Raw genomic sequence first — 16,426 nt, forward strand, 5'->3', positions numbered from 1 at the left:
TCATTTCATCAATAAAATGAATAGATGATGATTTTTTAAGGGGGAGTTTCCATGTCACTAAAAGTTACTAAACTCAAAGTTAACTACAAAACACTTGAAGAATTTAAAAAGTTTAAAGAATACGGAATTCAAGAACTCTCGATGCTTGAGGACTTAGAAGCAAATATCATCGAAAACGACAGTGATTCGCCATTCTACGGAATTTATTTTGGAGATAAATTAGTTGCTCGCATGAGTTTGTACCAAGTAGATATGAAAGTGGATCGCTATTTTTCTCCTCCACAGAATTACTTGGAGCTATGGAAACTAGAGGTATTACCTGATTATCAAGGAAAAGGTTACGGCAAAACGCTTGTCGATTTTGCAAAAAGCTTCGGTATGCCGATTAAGACGAATCCTCGTGTAAAATCCAAAGATTTTTGGGAGAAGATGGATTTTGCAAGTGTGGATTATGAAGTTGAACGAGATCGTGGGGAAAATCCACTCGTATGGTATCCTGCTGGAGTAGAAGCACAACATTAATTATGGCTCTTTTCGTAAACTTTGTTACTTTCACAAACAAAAGTAAAAATCGGCTTTTGAATTTTTACGATTCTTATTCGAATATAGGTTCAAGAACTTCTCGAAAATGGCCCCGAAGCCAATAATAATACGTATTGGAAGAATGATTCGAAAACAACAATCAATGCGAAAACAGCCTTAATTAAAAAATGGAAAAGCGGACAAAATTGAGTCCGCTTTTTTTCAATTTATTCAACTCTGGAGATTAGTTATTACTCTTCTAAGATTCACCCTTCTGTCGTCTGCCTTTCTTGCAAAACAAAAATCTTCCTTGCTTTTTCCATAACTTCTATAAGAGAACGGTAATCTTCTTCGATCTCCTTCAAATTTTTAGCTAGCTTTTCATTTTCAGCCGCTAGATAAAAAACTTTTTTCTCTAAATCTTTAATTTGGTCTATCGATTGTTCTCTTTCAACTTGAACGGCATCAGATGATTCCGCTTTTTTATAAAGGTTATTCAAGAAGTCGATCACTTTTGAAAAGCTGATAGCTTCTTCAGGATAATCAACGATAACATCTGTAGAGGCCACTATTTGTTCATCTATAGTGATGCCCCCACTCGAAACCGGTTGTTTTTTAGCTTCCTTACGATGTTTTTTAGCTAGTTCTATGCCTGACTTATACTGCTTCCTTACATAAGAATTCCAACGGAACCCACAAGCAGCAGATGTCCGCGAAAGTTTCTTTCCTACCTCTTCAAATGCCTGAAGTTGTGTCCCACCATCACGAATGTACCTTAACACTACTTCAGCCAATAATAAATCTTCATCTTGTGTCCAAGCATCCTGGCGAATGGATGACATCCATAAATCCCTCCTAGTGTTTTTATTCATACATATGCATCTACTAGAAAAGATAGACTTTGACATACACTAGGAATGAGATTTAGTTAGCTTTTTTTCTTATTCAAGAACTGAAGAACGTATTTATGGTGTGCTTCGCTCTCCCATAGAATGGCACATTGGCGTACTTCTTCATCTATTTTCCTTCGGAGACCTGCCTGTTCCCACTTTCTTATGTACATATTCTTATAAGATTTCAATACGCCAATCTCTTTATGTATGATGTTCTCTAAAAAACGTTCACAAGCTTCGGTTGAATCTCCGTCATAGAGTTCGTCAATAAAGCCGATTTCTCTCAAATAATGAGCAGGAACAATTTTTGCTTCCAACAATAATTTGAAGCATTCCGTGTAAGCGAATTTTTCAACAAGAATGGACCCCCCACCCCATCCTGTGGTAATGGCTTGATTCCCTTGGACAAAACCGGCTTTTATTCCTGTTCTTGCTAACCGGAAATCACATGCTGTCGCAATTTCACACCCACCGCCTACCGCAGTTCCGTTCATTAAAGCAATCGTCGGAATCGGAAGAGTAAGTAATTCATATAGAATATCAGACATCTTTTTCAACATGACATAAGCTTCTTGTTCGGTTTCAAGCTGATGGAATACCGAAAGATCTCCACCTGAACAAAATGCACGATCACCACTAGCTGTGATGACAAGCGCCTTAACATTCGAAGACTTAGCTAATTCGATTACTTCACTAAGCCCTTTCATGATTTCATAATTTATAGCGTTTCTTTTTTCCTGTCGATCAATCACAAATACTAAATAGCCGGCCGTATTTTCTTCTATCCTATAAGCCATCCACTTATCCCCCAATGATTCTGTATTTTTCCTAATAGCAGAAGTGTCGCAGATTCTCTGCTTTTTCTTCTGTTTATTTTTATACAGAACTTTCTAAACAACGACAAAAGCACAAGGGCTATGAGCTCCTTGTGCTTTATATCAACGGAAAATTAGTCGTTTACTACTTCTTTTCCTTTATAAGTTCCGCAAGCTTTACATACGCGATGAGCAAGTTTCATCTCACCACAGTTTGGGCAACTTACCATACCCGGAACATTTAATTTAAAATGAGTACGGCGCTTTCTTTTCGCAGTTTTAGAAGTTCTTCTAAAAGGTACAGCCATTCTTCCCACCTCCTTAAAGAGTATTAAGAAAGTTATGAAGGCCAGAGATCTGGTTCTTCACCTTGCTTCTTGTTTCTTCCGATTAAGAATCGGAAGATGGATTATTATTGTCAAAAAATTTCGCAAGCCCAGCCAATCTAGGATCGACTTTTTTGATTTGATCATCTTCGCGAACGACTTCCCAATCCTTACCGGATTGTGGAGCGCCACCTTCACTATGTTGATCTTCACAAAATACTTGCATAGGTACTTCAAGCAATAGAATCTCTCTAATGACAGGCATTAAATCAATTGTATCACTTTTAACCTGATGCGCTTCCTCTTCAGTTTCATATTCTGATACATTCAAAAGAAACGTTTCAGTTGTTTCGACATTAATCGGAAGTTTTACATCTACTAATGTACGAGAACAAGGAAGAATCAAATGACCTTTAATATTTAAATGAAACGTCACTTTCGTCGAATCTATGTCTGCTCGTCCAGTAATATGGATGGGCAGAACTTCACGGATAGTTGGATCATCTTGTTTGATCTCATCTACCTGAATAATTTCATCGATTATGAAATCCTTGTTTCGATATTTTTGCAACTGGCTTAATGTCCATTTCATTTGAATCACCTCAAGGCAACAAAGGTAATTATAGCCTTCCTATAATTATTTGTCAATATTTTTTCTTTACACTATAATGTATACATTCCCACCTGACTTTAAACGGCTTTCAACTTGTTTTAGGGAGAATGGAAGGAGAATTTTATTATGCATGCTGTTGGCGTAATTGTCGAGTATAATCCTTTTCATAATGGACATGCCTATCATGTTTCATCTGCAAAAGAAGTAAGTGGTGCTGATATCGTTATAGCAGTCATGAGCGGGAATTTTTTACAACGTGGAGAACCCGCAATGGTTTCAAAATGGATGAGAGCAAAAATGGCACTATTAGGCGGCGTTGACCTCGTCTTTGAATTACCTTACAAATTTGCTACCCAGCACGCCGAAATTTTTGCAGATGGTTCTGTTTCTTTATTATCAGAAGTAGGATGCCAATCGTTTTGTTTTGGAAGCGAAGATGGGGATATTTCCTCATTCTACAATACAATCAGTTTTCTACAAGAACATTCCGCAGCCTACAACGATGAAATAAAACATAAAATGAATCTTGGAATGAGTTATCCAAGAGCAGCAAGTGAAGCCTTCATAAGCTTGAATGCTGGACCTCAATTACTAGATTTGTCTAAGCCCAATAATATTCTTGGTTTCCAGTATGTAAAATCAGCCTTGCAACAAAAGTCTTCCATGAAACCCATAACAATCAAACGCAAAAATGCTGATTATCATGATGAACATTTCGCATCTGCGACGATTGCAAGTGCTACAAGCATTAGGAAGGCTGTTTTCTTAAAAGATAGTAATTATGACCAAATTGCTCAATATGTCCCTTCCACTACGTATGAACAACTAAATGACTATTTCAATCAATACGGAGTTTTACACTCTTGGGAAATGTATTGGCCTCTACTCAAATATCGCCTTTTACATAGTTCAGCTAAAGAACTTAAAGAAATATACGAAATTGAAGAGGGACTAGAGAATCGATTCATAGAAGCTTGTATGCACGCTGAGACATTCCAGCAATTTATGGAACTAGTCAAAACAAAAAGGTATACATGGACTCGACTACAGCGGGCTTGCGTCCACATCTTAACAAACACCAAAAAGGATGATATGTTACAGAATGAAAAAGCATCCTATTTAAGGTTACTTGGGATGACGACAAATGGAAGAGAATATTTAAATAAGATGAAAAAACATTTCTCATTACCACTTGTGTCAAAACTTTCATCCTATCAGCACCCACAATTAGATTTGGACATCAAAGCTTCACGGATTTATGCTTTGGGCATTCCAGTCCAAAAACAGAATGAATACTTGAAGATGGAATATAAACAATCTCCCATTTACATTCAAAATAGCGAGTCAGTTGGCTCATGATCCCGAGCTTCTTAAAGTTTCACCTAAAGGTCCTTCTTTTCAGAAAAAACTCGAAGAATCGATTACTTATATGTAAATTGGCTGGTTGAAGCTAGACAAGTAAAGGGCTGACAATGTCAGCCCTTTTTAGCTTTTAAGCCTTCCAAATATTCAACTGCCTCATCAAAAGTATCGATGGGAACAATCTTCATTTTTGTTCCAATATCTTTAGCTGCTTTCACAGCATCTTGATAATTTGATCCTTTGATGCCCTTTTCATTTGGTGCCAAAAAGATTTCAGCCCCAGATTTGTCCGCAGCAACTATTTTCTGTTGAATGCCACCAATAGGCCCAACCACTCCGTTTGCGGAAATCGTTCCAGTACCAGCAATTTGATAACCTCTAGTCAAATCTGTTTTAGTTAATTGATTATAGATTTCAAGTGAGAACATCAAACCTGCTGAAGGACCGCCAATTTCGTCCGTCTTCACTTTTACATCCGGATCAACGATAATCTGTTTATCATCTACTAAGGTGATTCCAACCCCAACTTTTGAAGGGTCATCTTTAAACTTTTGGACCGGAATGGTTACTTCAGCTTTTTTATTCTTCCGGATATAAGTTAAATTGACTGAATCGCCTTCTTTTTTCTTGCCAACATGTTCAATGAATTTATCCGAAGAATGGAATGCATTTCCATCGACTTTAATAATACGATCGCCTGCGATTAACTTTTCATATGCGGGCATATCTGGTAAAACATTCAATACATATACACCCAAATATCGATAATCAACGGGTAACCCCGCTTTTTGATAAGCAACTTCGATAGCATTCAACTTTGAACTTTCCATCAAATGCAACTGTCTTGTAGCGTATTCTTCTTCGGTTTCTTCTCCATTCAAGATCATATCCAAAGGATAAATTTCTTGATATTTACCTATTTTCGCGGCAACATATGAATAAATATTGGCCCTTCCCATCCTGACAGTGGTCAGCATAAAATTCCCCTTTTCATCGAAACCATTCTCTACCTTTATAATTGGCTCTAGTTCTTGAGCCATTCCAGGTTTGGATACATAATAGGGCAGTGTATAAAACATTGCGGCTACTAATACTACCGCAATGAAAATAAAAGGGCGAATGTAATATTTTTTCTTCATGAATCTTATTTCTCCTTCCAGCACTCGATCACTCTTTTAATGTTGTCGATTTCCTTTCGAGCTTCATTCTCCCCGATTTCAATAATTTCTTTGATATTGGTAAATGCACGAGAGCTATACATATCTACTTTTGGGCGTATCATGATATCTGAAGCGATTTCCCGATTCGAAACGAGTTCCTTTTGCATAATATCTATACTTTGCATGATTACATCATAAATAGAACTGATTTCTTCGTTTCGCTTCACTTGAGAGACATCAATGGCAATGACAATGTCGGCTCCCATTTCCTTCACAACTGAAACTGGTATACGATCTATCACTCCACCATCAACAAGGATTCTACCGTTCCATTTCTCTGGGACAAAAATACCTGGTATGGCGATACTTGCTCTTACAGCATCTGCAATCGGCCCTTCCTTAAATACAATCTTTTCTCCCGTCATTAAATCAGTGGCAACTACTGCGACTGGAATATTAAGCTGTTCTATATTTTTCCCCTTTGTAAATATCCGAATAAGTTCCTTTACCCTCTTACCAGCGATGAATCCCATTTTAGGAACTGTAAAATCGAGATAATATTTCCTTTTAAAAGAGGTAGATAATTTATAAAGCTGGTCCATTTCAATTCCTGCTCCATAAAAGCAGGCAACCATTGCGCCCATGCTACTACCTGCTATCAAATCAATCGGTATTCCTTCTTCAATAAAGACCTTAATTACACCCAAGTGGGCAAAACCACGTGCACCTCCTGATCCAAGTGCCAAACCAACTTTAGGACCGCTCACTTCGATCCCTCCTTTAATTGAGAAAAGAGATATCTCGTTCAATCTTATGGTCTAAATTAAAGTTCTATGAGTATATTGTGTTATGTAGGACAAGAGTGGAGAACCACTCGTTCTTAATAGATCTTACAACATCTTATTTTAGCATTAATTGGAACCCTTGCACAGTCAGCATGTGGTGGAAGGAGACACGCCTTTGTACCGTTCAAAAATAAAAACTTTAGTTCTTGCTTCATCAGTTACATTAATGGCCATTGCCTTAATCGCATTTCCTCAGGAATCAGTGAAAGCCTCGATTCGTGGCCTTAATATGTGGTGGGAAATTGTTTTCCCTTCGCTTTTACCCTTTTTTATTGTTTCGGAAATGTTGATTGGTTTTGGAGTCGTAAAGTTCATCGGAGTATTATTGGAACCACTCATGAGACCCTTGTTTAGAGTGCCCGGGGTTGGAGGTTTTGTATGGGCAATGGGGATGGCATCTGGTTATCCTTCTGGAGCGAAATTAACAGCACGTCTTCGACAAGAAGGTCAATTGACTAGAATTGAAGCAGAAAGACTTGTCTCGTTTACGAACTCATCCAATCCATTATTTATTTTCGGTGCCGTTTCAGTTGGTTTTTTCTATAATGCCAAGCTTGGTGTGATTCTGGCACTCTCTCATTACTTAGGCAATATTTGCGTCGGACTTCTCATGAGATTCTATGGAAAAGATGAAAAAAAAGAAAAGGCTGCTCTTCCTAAAAAGAACAAGCATGTATCCAAATTCCGATATGCCTTATCGTCCCTTCATCAAACGAGATTGAAAGATCAGCGTCCAATAGGAAAAGTTCTCGGTGACGCTGTAACTTCTTCTATTCAAACTTTGTTAATGATTGGCGGCTTTATCATCCTGTTCTCTGTCGTAAACAAACTACTATTTTATCTCGGCTTTACTACTATGCTCGCCCACACAGTCGAATTCCTTTTATCCATTTTCACTTTACCGGATGCGCTTAGTATTCCATTTATTTCTGGACTCTTCGAAATCACCTTGGGAAGTCAGCTTACAAGTCAAGTTCAGGATGCTACCTTGATGCATCAAGCTATTATTACTAGTTTCATACTGGCATTTAGCGGATTTAGTGTTCAAGCACAAGTGGCAAGCATTCTCGCACAGACGGACATTCGCTTTCAACCTTTTTTCATAGCTCGGATTTTCCATGGAGGGTTTGCCAGTCTGTTTGCCTACTTGCTCTGGGAGCCCGTTTATGAAAAATTTTATAATAACGAACAACCATCCAATGCTATTCCTGTTTTCTTATTTAAACATAGTTCTTGGTTCTACGACCTATACAGTATGATGATAAAATTCGGTCCAATCCTAACAATCTCAGCTTTGATGTTGTATACTTTTATACTTTTTTCGAGAAGAGTAAGAAAATAGAAGCTGCCTCATAAGGGACAGCTTCTATTTATTAGGAAAATTTCTTTTTCAAGGCTTGTTCCACAAATGGAGGTACTAATTCGGAAATGTCTCCTCCATATTTCGCAACTTCTTTAACAATACTTGAACTTAGGAAGGAGTATTGATTGTTTGTCATAATGAAGAAGGTTTCTATCTCTTCATCTAAAACTCGATTCATGGAAGTTATTTGCATTTCGTACTCAAAATCTGAGACAGCACGCAACCCCCTAATGATTGCAGAAGCCTGAACTGTACGAGCATAGTCTACCAAAAGGCCTTGAAACATGTCCACCTTCACTGAGGGAATATCCTTTGTGACTTCTTTAATTAGACTAATTCGCTCTTCAACTGAAAATAGTGGATTTTTAGAAGAGTTATTGAGAACCACGACATGCAATTCATCAAAAATCTTTGCGCCTCTTTTTATGATATCTAAATGTCCATAAGTTATAGGATCAAAACTACCTGGACATACCGCGATTTTTGTCATAGACCCATCTCCCTAATCTTCGGAATTCGTTTCATATATAGAAACTGCAATGATTCCGTATGTTTCCTGCCGCTTCCGATACAACCTTCCAACTTGCTCTGGAAGATTGACGTCAAAGCTATGTTCACAAACGATTGTCCCATCTTGTTTCAGTAAATTTTCTTCATCTATTTTCCCAAGTAAATTTAAGAGCTGTTGTTTTTTATAAGGAGGATCCAGAAATATCATATCAAAGCACAGTTCCCTTTTGATAATTGCCTTAAGAGCTCGTTCAGCATCATTTCTAAACACTTCCGAATTTCCTTCATAACCACAAGCTTCAATATTCTCACGTATTGTCTGGATTGCTTTTCCATCGCGATCAATAAATATAACTTTTTCAAAACCCCGACTTAGCGCCTCAATCCCTAACCCGCCGCTGCCTGCAAACAAATCCAGTCCTAAACCACCTTCAAAGTATGGTCCGACCATGTTGAAAATAGCCTCTTTTACCTTATCTGTCGTTGGGCGGGTTGAAGAGCCTGGTACAGCCTTTAGAGGTCTACCTTTACATTCACCTGATACAACTCTCATAATATCACCACTGTCTTTTCTTGATCATGCAACATGCATTTACTCTTATGGAAAGGCTGTTTTCGCATTGATTGTTGCTTTTACGAAAAATGCAACAACACGTATAGATTCTTATTTCGTGCTCTTTTCCTGACTACAAAATTCCATACGCTAATTTCTTAGTAGCATATGTATAGAAAAAGCCCTACAGCCGGCTTTTTCTTGTTTCTATAACAACAAAGTTTACGAAAAGTGCTTATGTAAAAATATATCCTTCATTATCCTACCATATTGACTATTCATAGCCAAATACAAGTACTTCAAGAAGTTTCCAAACTTTAAATAACGGAAAATTTCTCTTTTCAGGTGTATAAGCACTCCCATTGTGGAAATAATGGTATTAACAGCATCTATTCGAGGATGTTGTTGCCAACCGCGGAGAAGACTTACGTTTCCCCATAAGTTCTTCCTCCGGTTTCTCCTCTCCCTTTGCCTTCTATCCTATTAATGGATATAGAAGGACCCTGCAGATTTTCTGCAGGGTTTTTTCTTTTTTTGGGGACTCCCCTAAGTGGAAAGCATGATTTCCTTCTCAGTTTCATTAATATTTATTTTAAACAATGACTGTAACCCACTTTGTTCAATATATATCTGTCCATTTCTAGTCAATAATGGGTTTTCCAAAAGTCCATACTCTGATTGATTATAGCGAAATGAGTTTCTATTCAGGTAAAAACGATACTTATTTCTTCCGTTATCGAGTTGTACAGCATCTGCTTCTGGAAGAACTTCAACATTATAACCTAAACCCTCCATCGTTTGGGAAAGGGGATATAGGCGTTTATCTTTATCATAAATAACTTCCATCTTTGAGTTGACTTGTCCATTTAACCTAACTTCTCGAGAATCGAAGAAAAACAAGGAAGCGAACTCTTGCGTCTGCAGTAGATTAACTGAAAAGAAGGAGCTTTCTAAGCCTTTAATCTCTCCAAGATTTTTATCCATTAAACGACTATCGATTATTTTCATTTTAAGAAAACGTGTTTGTAATTCTAAAACCTGTTCTTTTGTTAAATGTGAATAGAGTTCCTTCATCATAAAATTGCCTTTTTCAGTAGTCGCACTTGTTTGCAGGAACAACGCACTAAGCAAGTCAACAGCTAGTGAATTACCAACTAAGTTGCCATCTAGTTTGTTCTTGAAGTATTGTGCTGCAATTTCCTTTTCTACATGCCCAGCATCTTGGAAATTTTCATTAAGAGATATTCCTTTAACCGTAAATCTTTGTTGATCTTTTGACTCAACAAGAGACATGTACGGAATATCAGGCAATCCTTTGACGTTGTCCATATTGATGTTAACTTGAAGGTTTTTATGTTCAGAATAGACCGTCAGATGATCGGTGATTTTGGCAGGATAAAGAGTCTTATTTTGCCAATAAAGCGAAGAGATATCACCTTGTCCTGCAAAGACGTAATAATCAACAAATTCCATCTTCTTATACCCCTGTAAAGGGACACCCGCAATCCAAGTTCCATCTCTTCTAGCAGTATCTATCACCTTAATGGTTGTTTTTATCGGCTCAATCTTTTGTAGTTTTGGAGTCCAATCTGAAAATATTAAAGGAGAAGTTTTTTCACTTATAGTTACAGAATATTGAATTTCAATTTCACCTTGCTCAGATAGGAATGTTTGTGGGTCCTCATCACCGGATTTACATTTCCCCCCATCAGGTGTGACACACGACCATGTATTTGTTTTTTCCGACATAAGGATTCTATACTCTTGTCCTTTATCCAATCCGCTAAATATATGACGTACCAACAGTTGATTGTTGCGTGCATCGACTATTAGCTGCTGTGAGACATTATTATTTTTATGCTGGTTGTTTTTAAGGTTAATGTCATAGATCTTCCATTGCCAAAATAACATACCACCTGCTACAAGCAAAAAGGTAAAAAATAAAGGAATGGTTCTTTTTGCCATCTTCATTCTCCTCGTGCATAACGTTAATATTACAATATCATGACAAGATGTATACGTCAGTATGATTTTTGAAAAAGAGGCATCCTTCGTTTGTGTATTTTATGGAAGAACTTTTACCAAACTGAATTTCAAATCCATGCCTTCTCATCAAGCAAAGAAAATGATAGAGTTGACTTAAAGTTTATTTATTTAAAGGCCATGTTAATGTACAATGTTGATTTTCTACAATCTGTTGATTGGAGTGGAAGGCGCTTGACTCCTCGAAAATGCTAACGCATTTTCTTCGTGCGTGGGTTATTTCGAGGAAGACCATCAATGTCCTGGGGGATTAGCGTTACAGGCGAGACCCCGAAGGAGCGTTAGCGACGAGGAGGCTCGGCGAACGCCCCCAAGGCGAATTCGTTCATGAAAAAGCCGGCATTAGGGCTTTTTCATAATTCGTACCGGAAAGCAAGCGACTGGAACGGAAATCAACAGACACGTATAACTGTGCCTATTTAAAAGGAGAGTTCATCATTGATTCAGCGTTTTATTGAATTAGGAGAAGGGTATTCAGATTTATACGAGTTACTCGAAATAGCGAGAGCAAATAAAGAAAGATTAACATGCATGCTTGCCCTGCATACAAAAATAAACGAAAAAGACCTTACTTCCTTAGTAGTAATCTTAAAACCGACTACTCCAGGCAACTTCCAGCCACTTTACGTATGTAGAGAAGGCATTCCCAATCCAAATGTTACACTCAGTAAACGATTTGACCTTTTTGCAGAAACGGCAAAAGAATTGGGTCATGTCGTACATGAATTGTCAGTCAAACCTTCCACCATTTTTGCGGAGAAAGAACTATACTACCAGCAAATGATTGGAATCCTACGACTAAACTATATCATCCCACCATTACAATAAATATGAGAAAAGGTGAGGGGAATTTCCCTCACCTTTTAAATCCCCATCTTATAATCATATTCTTTTGCTTTGTCAGGAGTGGAATTTTCATATTCCGTTTTTACAAATGGTTTATATGAAGGCTCAACTTTTTTGACAAATGAATAAGATTTTAGCTTCTCCATGATTCCATCAATTTCATCTTGGTTGCAATAGAGCACCACGTATTTCAAACGTTTGGATACGTAATGTACATTGCCAAATCGTCTAAGCATTTTTGCCTGCTTCAACGAATAAAGCCAAATAATTAGTCCCTGCCTTTGTCCGAACATATTTATCCCCTTCAAAAATACGAATGTTTTTTTAAGTCTAGCATACCAAAACCCAATTTATCAATGAAAACAATGTCCTACGAACGCATATACTACTCATAAAATAGAAAAGCGAAATTCAGATCAACTTCATGATTACCAATAAGTATGAAAACAGGTGATAATATGAATTTAGATATAATTTGGACCGTTTTCCTCTCACATTTTAACTCAGTTAAAGAAATAGAAGAATCATCGGTCAAAAAAATAACCGGGATTCCATTTCTTTATATTAAGATGGGAAAGCCACTTGAGAAAAGTGTAATAGAGGACCATATTCGCCGCTTTTCTGCTAAAGCCATGAAAGGGAAACAGTTACACTCCGAGACAATCTTTGTAAGAAAGGAGGAGTATTTGTACGTTTATAGGCACCGCTTTTATGTTCCACAACAGAAAATGTTTTGTTGCGGTAATCTATGCGACGATTGTATCCGATTGACTCCGAATCAATTTTGGTAAAAAAGGCTGCTTTCGCATAGATTGTTGCTTTTCGAATACGGCAACTATAGGTATGGATTCATATTTCGTGCTCTTTTCCTCAATATGAAATTCTACACTCTAAATCTCTACTGGTTTTAGTAGCCAATAATAACAAAGTTTACGAAAAGAGCCTAAAAAAAGAAACGGTTATACACCGTTTCTTAAGCTGAGCATCCGCAACCTCCACCTGTTCCGCATCCTCCAGTACTACAGCCTCCACCTTCGAAGAAAGGATTACCAGTAGGAACCTTTACATGTTCAGATACTGACCTTCCTACATACATACTGATTTCATCTAATAAGCTTTGCAAATCAGTTTCTGCTTTTTTGAAGGCTGCAACGATTATATCCATATCCATATCCCTTTTTGCTTCACGGACTTGCATCATAATCGTTTTGTAATCAGGATGATATCTCCCAAATCTTTGCACGTCTTCATAAACATCTTTCAAACGGACAAACCTTTGTATCTTATTTTGTGTTTCGCGATTAGTTTGTAATCTATATAAGCATTTGCGATATTGCTCAGCAATCTCAGAGTCCAGCACCATTGCCGCCAACTCTTCCGCATTCTCTAACAGTTCAATTCTTTCTGATGTAGCAAGCATTCGCTCACCTCCATCAGTTATTTTACCATGATTATTCTAACAAAGCGAAAGATTGTTATTGTCATTTGATAGAAATTGTAAATTCTTTCGAAAGTGAATATGGCTCTCCATTTAGTTTAACAATATCCAATTTTATTCGATGCTTTCCTGAAGATAACCCCTTAATGATAAAAGCTGCTGCCCTTACTTCTTGATTCCTCTTTCCATCAATTGTCACAATGATTTTCCCAGCTTTTCCCTGAGATTGAGGATCATTTCTAAAAGTAACTCCTCTTACAATACATTCTATGTAAACATTTTTCCCATTAATTTGTGATTGGACATAGAAAGGGTCTTGTTGCTGAGGAGAGTTGTTAACAGGTATGCTTTCCTCTTCCCCAAATTGATTACTATTGACAGTCACGATCTGAATTTTATTCTCAGGTTTTGGTATATCCTTTTGACAACCCGCTGATACCAAAAGACTCATCATAACAATGATAAGTGCCTTCATCCCTTTCAACATTTCATTCACTCCTTTTAGGAGTATTGTTCGCAAACAAGACCTTTTTATGCCAAAATCGTAAAGAAGGAGAGAACCTCTCAATAAGTATCTCCCCTAATTTTGTTGATTCATTGCCTGAAACATGTGAAACATCATGGAGGCCATTTGTACACCATTTGTGAATTTTTCAACTCGATGTGGTATCGTTTTTTTATGGTAATTAAGGGCTGCTATTTCGAAAGCTTGTAAATCGTGTGGATTTCTCATTAATTTACGATACCACTGTGGCTGCTCTCTAATGAAATCTTTTAAGTCTTTTTGCTGATTAATATAATCCATCACGTCAGTTCTCATTTTTGAATTCTCCTTAGTCTTTTCTGAATGAGAATGGATTTGGAGGACTATCCGGTTTCTTCACCTCATTCACCTGTTTGCTTCCCTGAAATTGTGAGAGAAGTCCCTGTACAGCACCGATAGCTTGACTCAAGTTGGATAAATGACTCTGAACTTGATTGGGGTCCATATTTTTCACAATGCCCATCATTTGTCCCATCCAATCCGATTTTGTTTCTTCTGATGTTACTTCCACATTTACGTCCTCGTTCTTTTGAACATTCCGAAAAGCTTCCCAACGGGAATCCTCTTCACCTAAGAGATACCAGTCCTCATATAATTCCTGCCATGTAGCATTCCCTTTACGTACTTCCTGTGTGATTAAGGGATTTGCCTTTACAAATTCTTTAAACTTCAGTACTGAAGGATGCAAATTCTTCGTAGTCACTTAGTTCACCTCCGCTGAATCAATCGCCTATAATACGATATGAAACGATATCGGAATGGTGAAATCTTTAATATACAAAAATCAATAAGGACATGATAAAATGTCAAAAGAATAAAGCAATTTCCTTCTACATAAACCACGAGGTGAAACATGTAATGGTAACTGCAGTAGTCATCCCCATCATTCTTGTATATTTTTATTGGCTTACAAAAAAAGAGATGAAAAATAAGGAAGAGGAATGGTTAAAAATTGGTTTTGTAAAGGAAGAAGCTTATTTATCGGGAAAAGTAATATCCGCTCAAAACGAAATTACACGTTTTTATTACCATCGCCAAATACTGGTGCAAGAACTGACTCTACAATGTGACACGAAAATCATCAAAGCGAAAAAAAAACATCCACTCTCCACCAACACAAAGGTTGAAACTATTCCTGAAGGTGCCAGCGTAAAGTTATATGGACAATGGGATAAACAGAGTTTTCTTTATAATAGATTAGAAAACTCAAACGCCCAACCTACTAATTGAATTGAAATTAATCTTAATAAAAGGCAAAATAAAAAGCTTGAATATACCCTATTCAAGCTTCTTTATATTTATTTTTCAATGAAGTTTTGTGTATAATGCTTTCGATATACCCCAACACCGATATGGGTATATTCTTCATTTAGCAAGGATTCACGGTGCCCTCTGCTATTCATCCAACCTTCTACAACAGCTGGTGCGTCGGTATAATTTGCAGCAATATTTTCGCCAGCTATTTTATACGTGACATTGGCAGCTTCAAGTCGATCTGAAAGGCCTCCATATTTTTGAGAATCATGCGAAAAGTCATCATTTTCTTCCATGTCCTTACTATGCCCATACGCAACTTCCGCCGTCTCTTCATCCCAGACTAAAGGCTTAAGCTTATGGCGAAGCCTTACGATATTTGTCAAATCATAAATTTGATTCGCATTTGCTTTTTCAATTTCGGGCCACATTTCATCAGTGATCTCGTCTGCTAATAGCAATTCACCTCGATAAATCATTTCGTATGGGCGCTGCTTTATCAAGGTCGGAGAATCAAGGAAACGGACACTCGATAACTTTCCAGTAAATTTATCAATATAAGCTTGCGCAAAAATATCTCCAAGCTTGATAAGCGGTCGCATATTTACATCCGTATCGTTTAACTCAAACTTATATGAGTTTCCTTTATAATCCAAGCTAATATTTGCATCAATAAATAGGTTTGCAAATAAGTCTTCAACTGATTGGCCAATTTTAAAAGGAGTTGCATTTGCATTTGCTCCGATTACATACAGCGTAACAATTTTATTATTTTCAACACCTACCTGCACATAATGCTCAGGGGTTTGATTGTATATATACCATTCATATCCATAGACCGATGGATCAATACGAAGAGGTTTTCCCAGTGTCTTCTCTAATACATCTTTATTTTTACCAATAAGGACAGAAAGCCCTTCTTTCGGTCGGTCAGGTACACCATAACCCGCTGTCTCTTTTTGGGAAATGGGAGATTGCTTCTCTAATTGAGCAGGAGAATTTTCATTAACTAAAATGTCATTTTCATTATCTTCTATCAGATTGAGTAAAAATCCGGCCGCCAAAAATACGGCTAATAATATAAGAATACGTATAAGTGCGCGCAGAAATGATCCTCCCTTCTTCTGCATCTTCTATCATCATATGTGCATGTTAAAATTATTATATCATCAATAACTTTCATTTTAATAGTGAGAGTGATTTAAAATGAAAATGATGCAAAAAATGTTCTCTTCAGAACTTCTCTGCATCACCCTTTTTGACATAGGCTCTTTTCGTAAACTTTGTTATTGGAACAAGAAAAAGCCAACTGTTAGGCTTTTTCTATACTGAAACCAAA

At 37.2% G+C, this 16,426-nt stretch carries 20 protein-coding genes; 5 read left to right on the forward strand and 15 right to left on the reverse strand.

Features of this window, described 5'->3' with window-relative positions; translation table 11 throughout:
- Nucleotides 1-51: 51 nt before the first annotated feature.
- Nucleotides 52-522, forward strand: a complete 471-nt coding sequence (locus BMZ31_RS02555) for an N-acetyltransferase (protein WP_090830155.1) — start codon at nt 52-54, stop codon at nt 520-522.
- A gap of 266 nt (nt 523-788) precedes the next feature.
- Here the strand turns inward: BMZ31_RS02555 and BMZ31_RS02560 are convergent, their stop codons facing one another.
- The 4 genes from BMZ31_RS02560 to BMZ31_RS02575 all read right to left on the reverse strand — a co-directional run bounded on the left by BMZ31_RS02560 (nt 789) and on the right by BMZ31_RS02575 (nt 3,148).
- A complete protein-coding gene (locus BMZ31_RS02560; protein ID WP_090830156.1) occupies nt 789-1,364 on the reverse strand; it encodes an RsfA family transcriptional regulator in 576 nt (191 codons plus the stop codon).
- A gap of 86 nt (nt 1,365-1,450) precedes the next feature.
- Nucleotides 1,451-2,212, reverse strand: coding sequence for an enoyl-CoA hydratase/isomerase family protein (locus BMZ31_RS02565; protein ID WP_090830157.1), 762 nt, complete (start codon nt 2,210-2,212; stop codon nt 1,451-1,453).
- 152 nt (nt 2,213-2,364) lie between these two features.
- Complete coding sequence (rpmF, locus tag BMZ31_RS02570; RefSeq protein ID WP_040204800.1) at nt 2,365-2,538, reverse strand: 50S ribosomal protein L32; 174 nt, start codon at nt 2,536-2,538, stop codon at nt 2,365-2,367.
- 82 nt (nt 2,539-2,620) lie between these two features.
- Complete coding sequence (locus tag BMZ31_RS02575; RefSeq protein ID WP_090830158.1) at nt 2,621-3,148, reverse strand: YceD family protein; 528 nt, start codon at nt 3,146-3,148, stop codon at nt 2,621-2,623.
- 147 nt (nt 3,149-3,295) lie between these two features.
- Between BMZ31_RS02575 and BMZ31_RS02580 the strand changes: the two genes are divergently transcribed.
- Nucleotides 3,296-4,528: a nucleotidyltransferase gene (locus tag BMZ31_RS02580; protein WP_090830159.1), complete on the forward strand. Its 1,233-nt coding sequence runs from the start codon at nt 3,296-3,298 to the stop codon at nt 4,526-4,528.
- 116 nt (nt 4,529-4,644) lie between these two features.
- Here BMZ31_RS02580 and BMZ31_RS02585 read toward each other — a convergent pair whose 3' ends face one another.
- Together BMZ31_RS02585 and BMZ31_RS02590 are read right to left on the reverse strand one after the other, a co-directional pair.
- Nucleotides 4,645-5,670, reverse strand: coding sequence for a SepM family pheromone-processing serine protease (locus tag BMZ31_RS02585; RefSeq protein ID WP_090830160.1), 1,026 nt, complete (start codon nt 5,668-5,670; stop codon nt 4,645-4,647).
- Nucleotides 5,671-5,675: 5 nt separating this feature from the next.
- Nucleotides 5,676-6,458, reverse strand: a complete 783-nt coding sequence (locus BMZ31_RS02590) for a patatin-like phospholipase family protein (protein ID WP_090830161.1) — start codon at nt 6,456-6,458, stop codon at nt 5,676-5,678.
- Nucleotides 6,459-6,651: 193 nt separating this feature from the next.
- On the opposite strand from BMZ31_RS02590, the gene ylbJ reads away from it, so the two are divergent.
- Nucleotides 6,652-7,878 carry a sporulation integral membrane protein YlbJ gene (ylbJ, locus tag BMZ31_RS02595; RefSeq protein ID WP_090830162.1) on the forward strand — a complete coding sequence of 409 codons (1,227 nt, stop codon included), beginning with the start codon at nt 6,652-6,654 and terminating at the stop codon, nt 7,876-7,878.
- Nucleotides 7,879-7,909: 31 nt separating this feature from the next.
- On the opposite strand, the gene coaD is transcribed toward ylbJ, so the two are convergent.
- From coaD to BMZ31_RS02610, 3 genes are all read right to left on the reverse strand, one after another.
- Nucleotides 7,910-8,389: a pantetheine-phosphate adenylyltransferase gene (gene coaD / locus BMZ31_RS02600; protein ID WP_090830163.1), complete on the reverse strand. Its 480-nt coding sequence runs from the start codon at nt 8,387-8,389 to the stop codon at nt 7,910-7,912.
- 12 nt (nt 8,390-8,401) lie between these two features.
- Entirely contained in the window at nt 8,402-8,962 is a 561-nt protein-coding gene (rsmD, locus tag BMZ31_RS02605; RefSeq protein WP_090830164.1) for a 16S rRNA (guanine(966)-N(2))-methyltransferase RsmD, read from the reverse strand.
- Nucleotides 8,963-9,508: 546 nt separating this feature from the next.
- Complete coding sequence (locus BMZ31_RS02610; protein WP_175477976.1) at nt 9,509-10,927, reverse strand: stalk domain-containing protein; 1,419 nt, start codon at nt 10,925-10,927, stop codon at nt 9,509-9,511.
- Nucleotides 10,928-11,443: 516 nt separating this feature from the next.
- On the opposite strand from BMZ31_RS02610, the gene BMZ31_RS02615 reads away from it, so the two are divergent.
- Nucleotides 11,444-11,833 (forward strand): DUF7147 family protein, encoded by a 390-nt coding sequence (locus tag BMZ31_RS02615; protein WP_090830166.1) that lies wholly within the window; start codon nt 11,444-11,446, stop codon nt 11,831-11,833.
- A gap of 35 nt (nt 11,834-11,868) precedes the next feature.
- Here the strand turns inward: BMZ31_RS02615 and BMZ31_RS02620 are convergent, their stop codons facing one another.
- From BMZ31_RS02620 to BMZ31_RS02645, 5 genes are all read right to left on the reverse strand, one after another.
- Nucleotides 11,869-12,144, reverse strand: coding sequence for a YlbG family protein (locus BMZ31_RS02620; RefSeq protein WP_090830167.1), 276 nt, complete (start codon nt 12,142-12,144; stop codon nt 11,869-11,871).
- 680 nt (nt 12,145-12,824) lie between these two features.
- Entirely contained in the window at nt 12,825-13,271 is a 447-nt protein-coding gene (locus tag BMZ31_RS02630) for a YlbF/YmcA family competence regulator (RefSeq protein ID WP_090830169.1), read from the reverse strand.
- A gap of 61 nt (nt 13,272-13,332) precedes the next feature.
- A complete protein-coding gene (locus BMZ31_RS02635) occupies nt 13,333-13,776 on the reverse strand; it encodes a hypothetical protein (RefSeq protein ID WP_090830170.1) in 444 nt (147 codons plus the stop codon).
- 93 nt (nt 13,777-13,869) lie between these two features.
- Nucleotides 13,870-14,109, reverse strand: a complete 240-nt coding sequence (locus tag BMZ31_RS02640; protein ID WP_090830171.1) for a YlbE-like family protein — start codon at nt 14,107-14,109, stop codon at nt 13,870-13,872.
- A 13-nt stretch (nt 14,110-14,122) separates the two neighbouring features.
- Nucleotides 14,123-14,536 (reverse strand): YlbD family protein, encoded by a 414-nt coding sequence (locus BMZ31_RS02645; protein ID WP_090830172.1) that lies wholly within the window; start codon nt 14,534-14,536, stop codon nt 14,123-14,125.
- Between the two features lie 155 nt (nt 14,537-14,691).
- Between BMZ31_RS02645 and BMZ31_RS02650 the strand changes: the two genes are divergently transcribed.
- Nucleotides 14,692-15,063 carry a hypothetical protein gene (locus BMZ31_RS02650; RefSeq protein WP_090830173.1) on the forward strand — a complete coding sequence of 124 codons (372 nt, stop codon included), beginning with the start codon at nt 14,692-14,694 and terminating at the stop codon, nt 15,061-15,063.
- A 68-nt stretch (nt 15,064-15,131) separates the two neighbouring features.
- Here the strand turns inward: BMZ31_RS02650 and BMZ31_RS02655 are convergent, their stop codons facing one another.
- Nucleotides 15,132-16,217, reverse strand: coding sequence for a CAP domain-containing protein (locus BMZ31_RS02655; RefSeq protein ID WP_090830174.1), 1,086 nt, complete (start codon nt 16,215-16,217; stop codon nt 15,132-15,134).
- Nucleotides 16,218-16,426 lie beyond the last annotated feature (209 nt).

The organism is Bacillus sp. cl95, from assembly GCF_900115925.1.
Classification (GTDB): domain Bacteria; phylum Bacillota; class Bacilli; order Bacillales; family Cytobacillaceae; genus Neobacillus_A.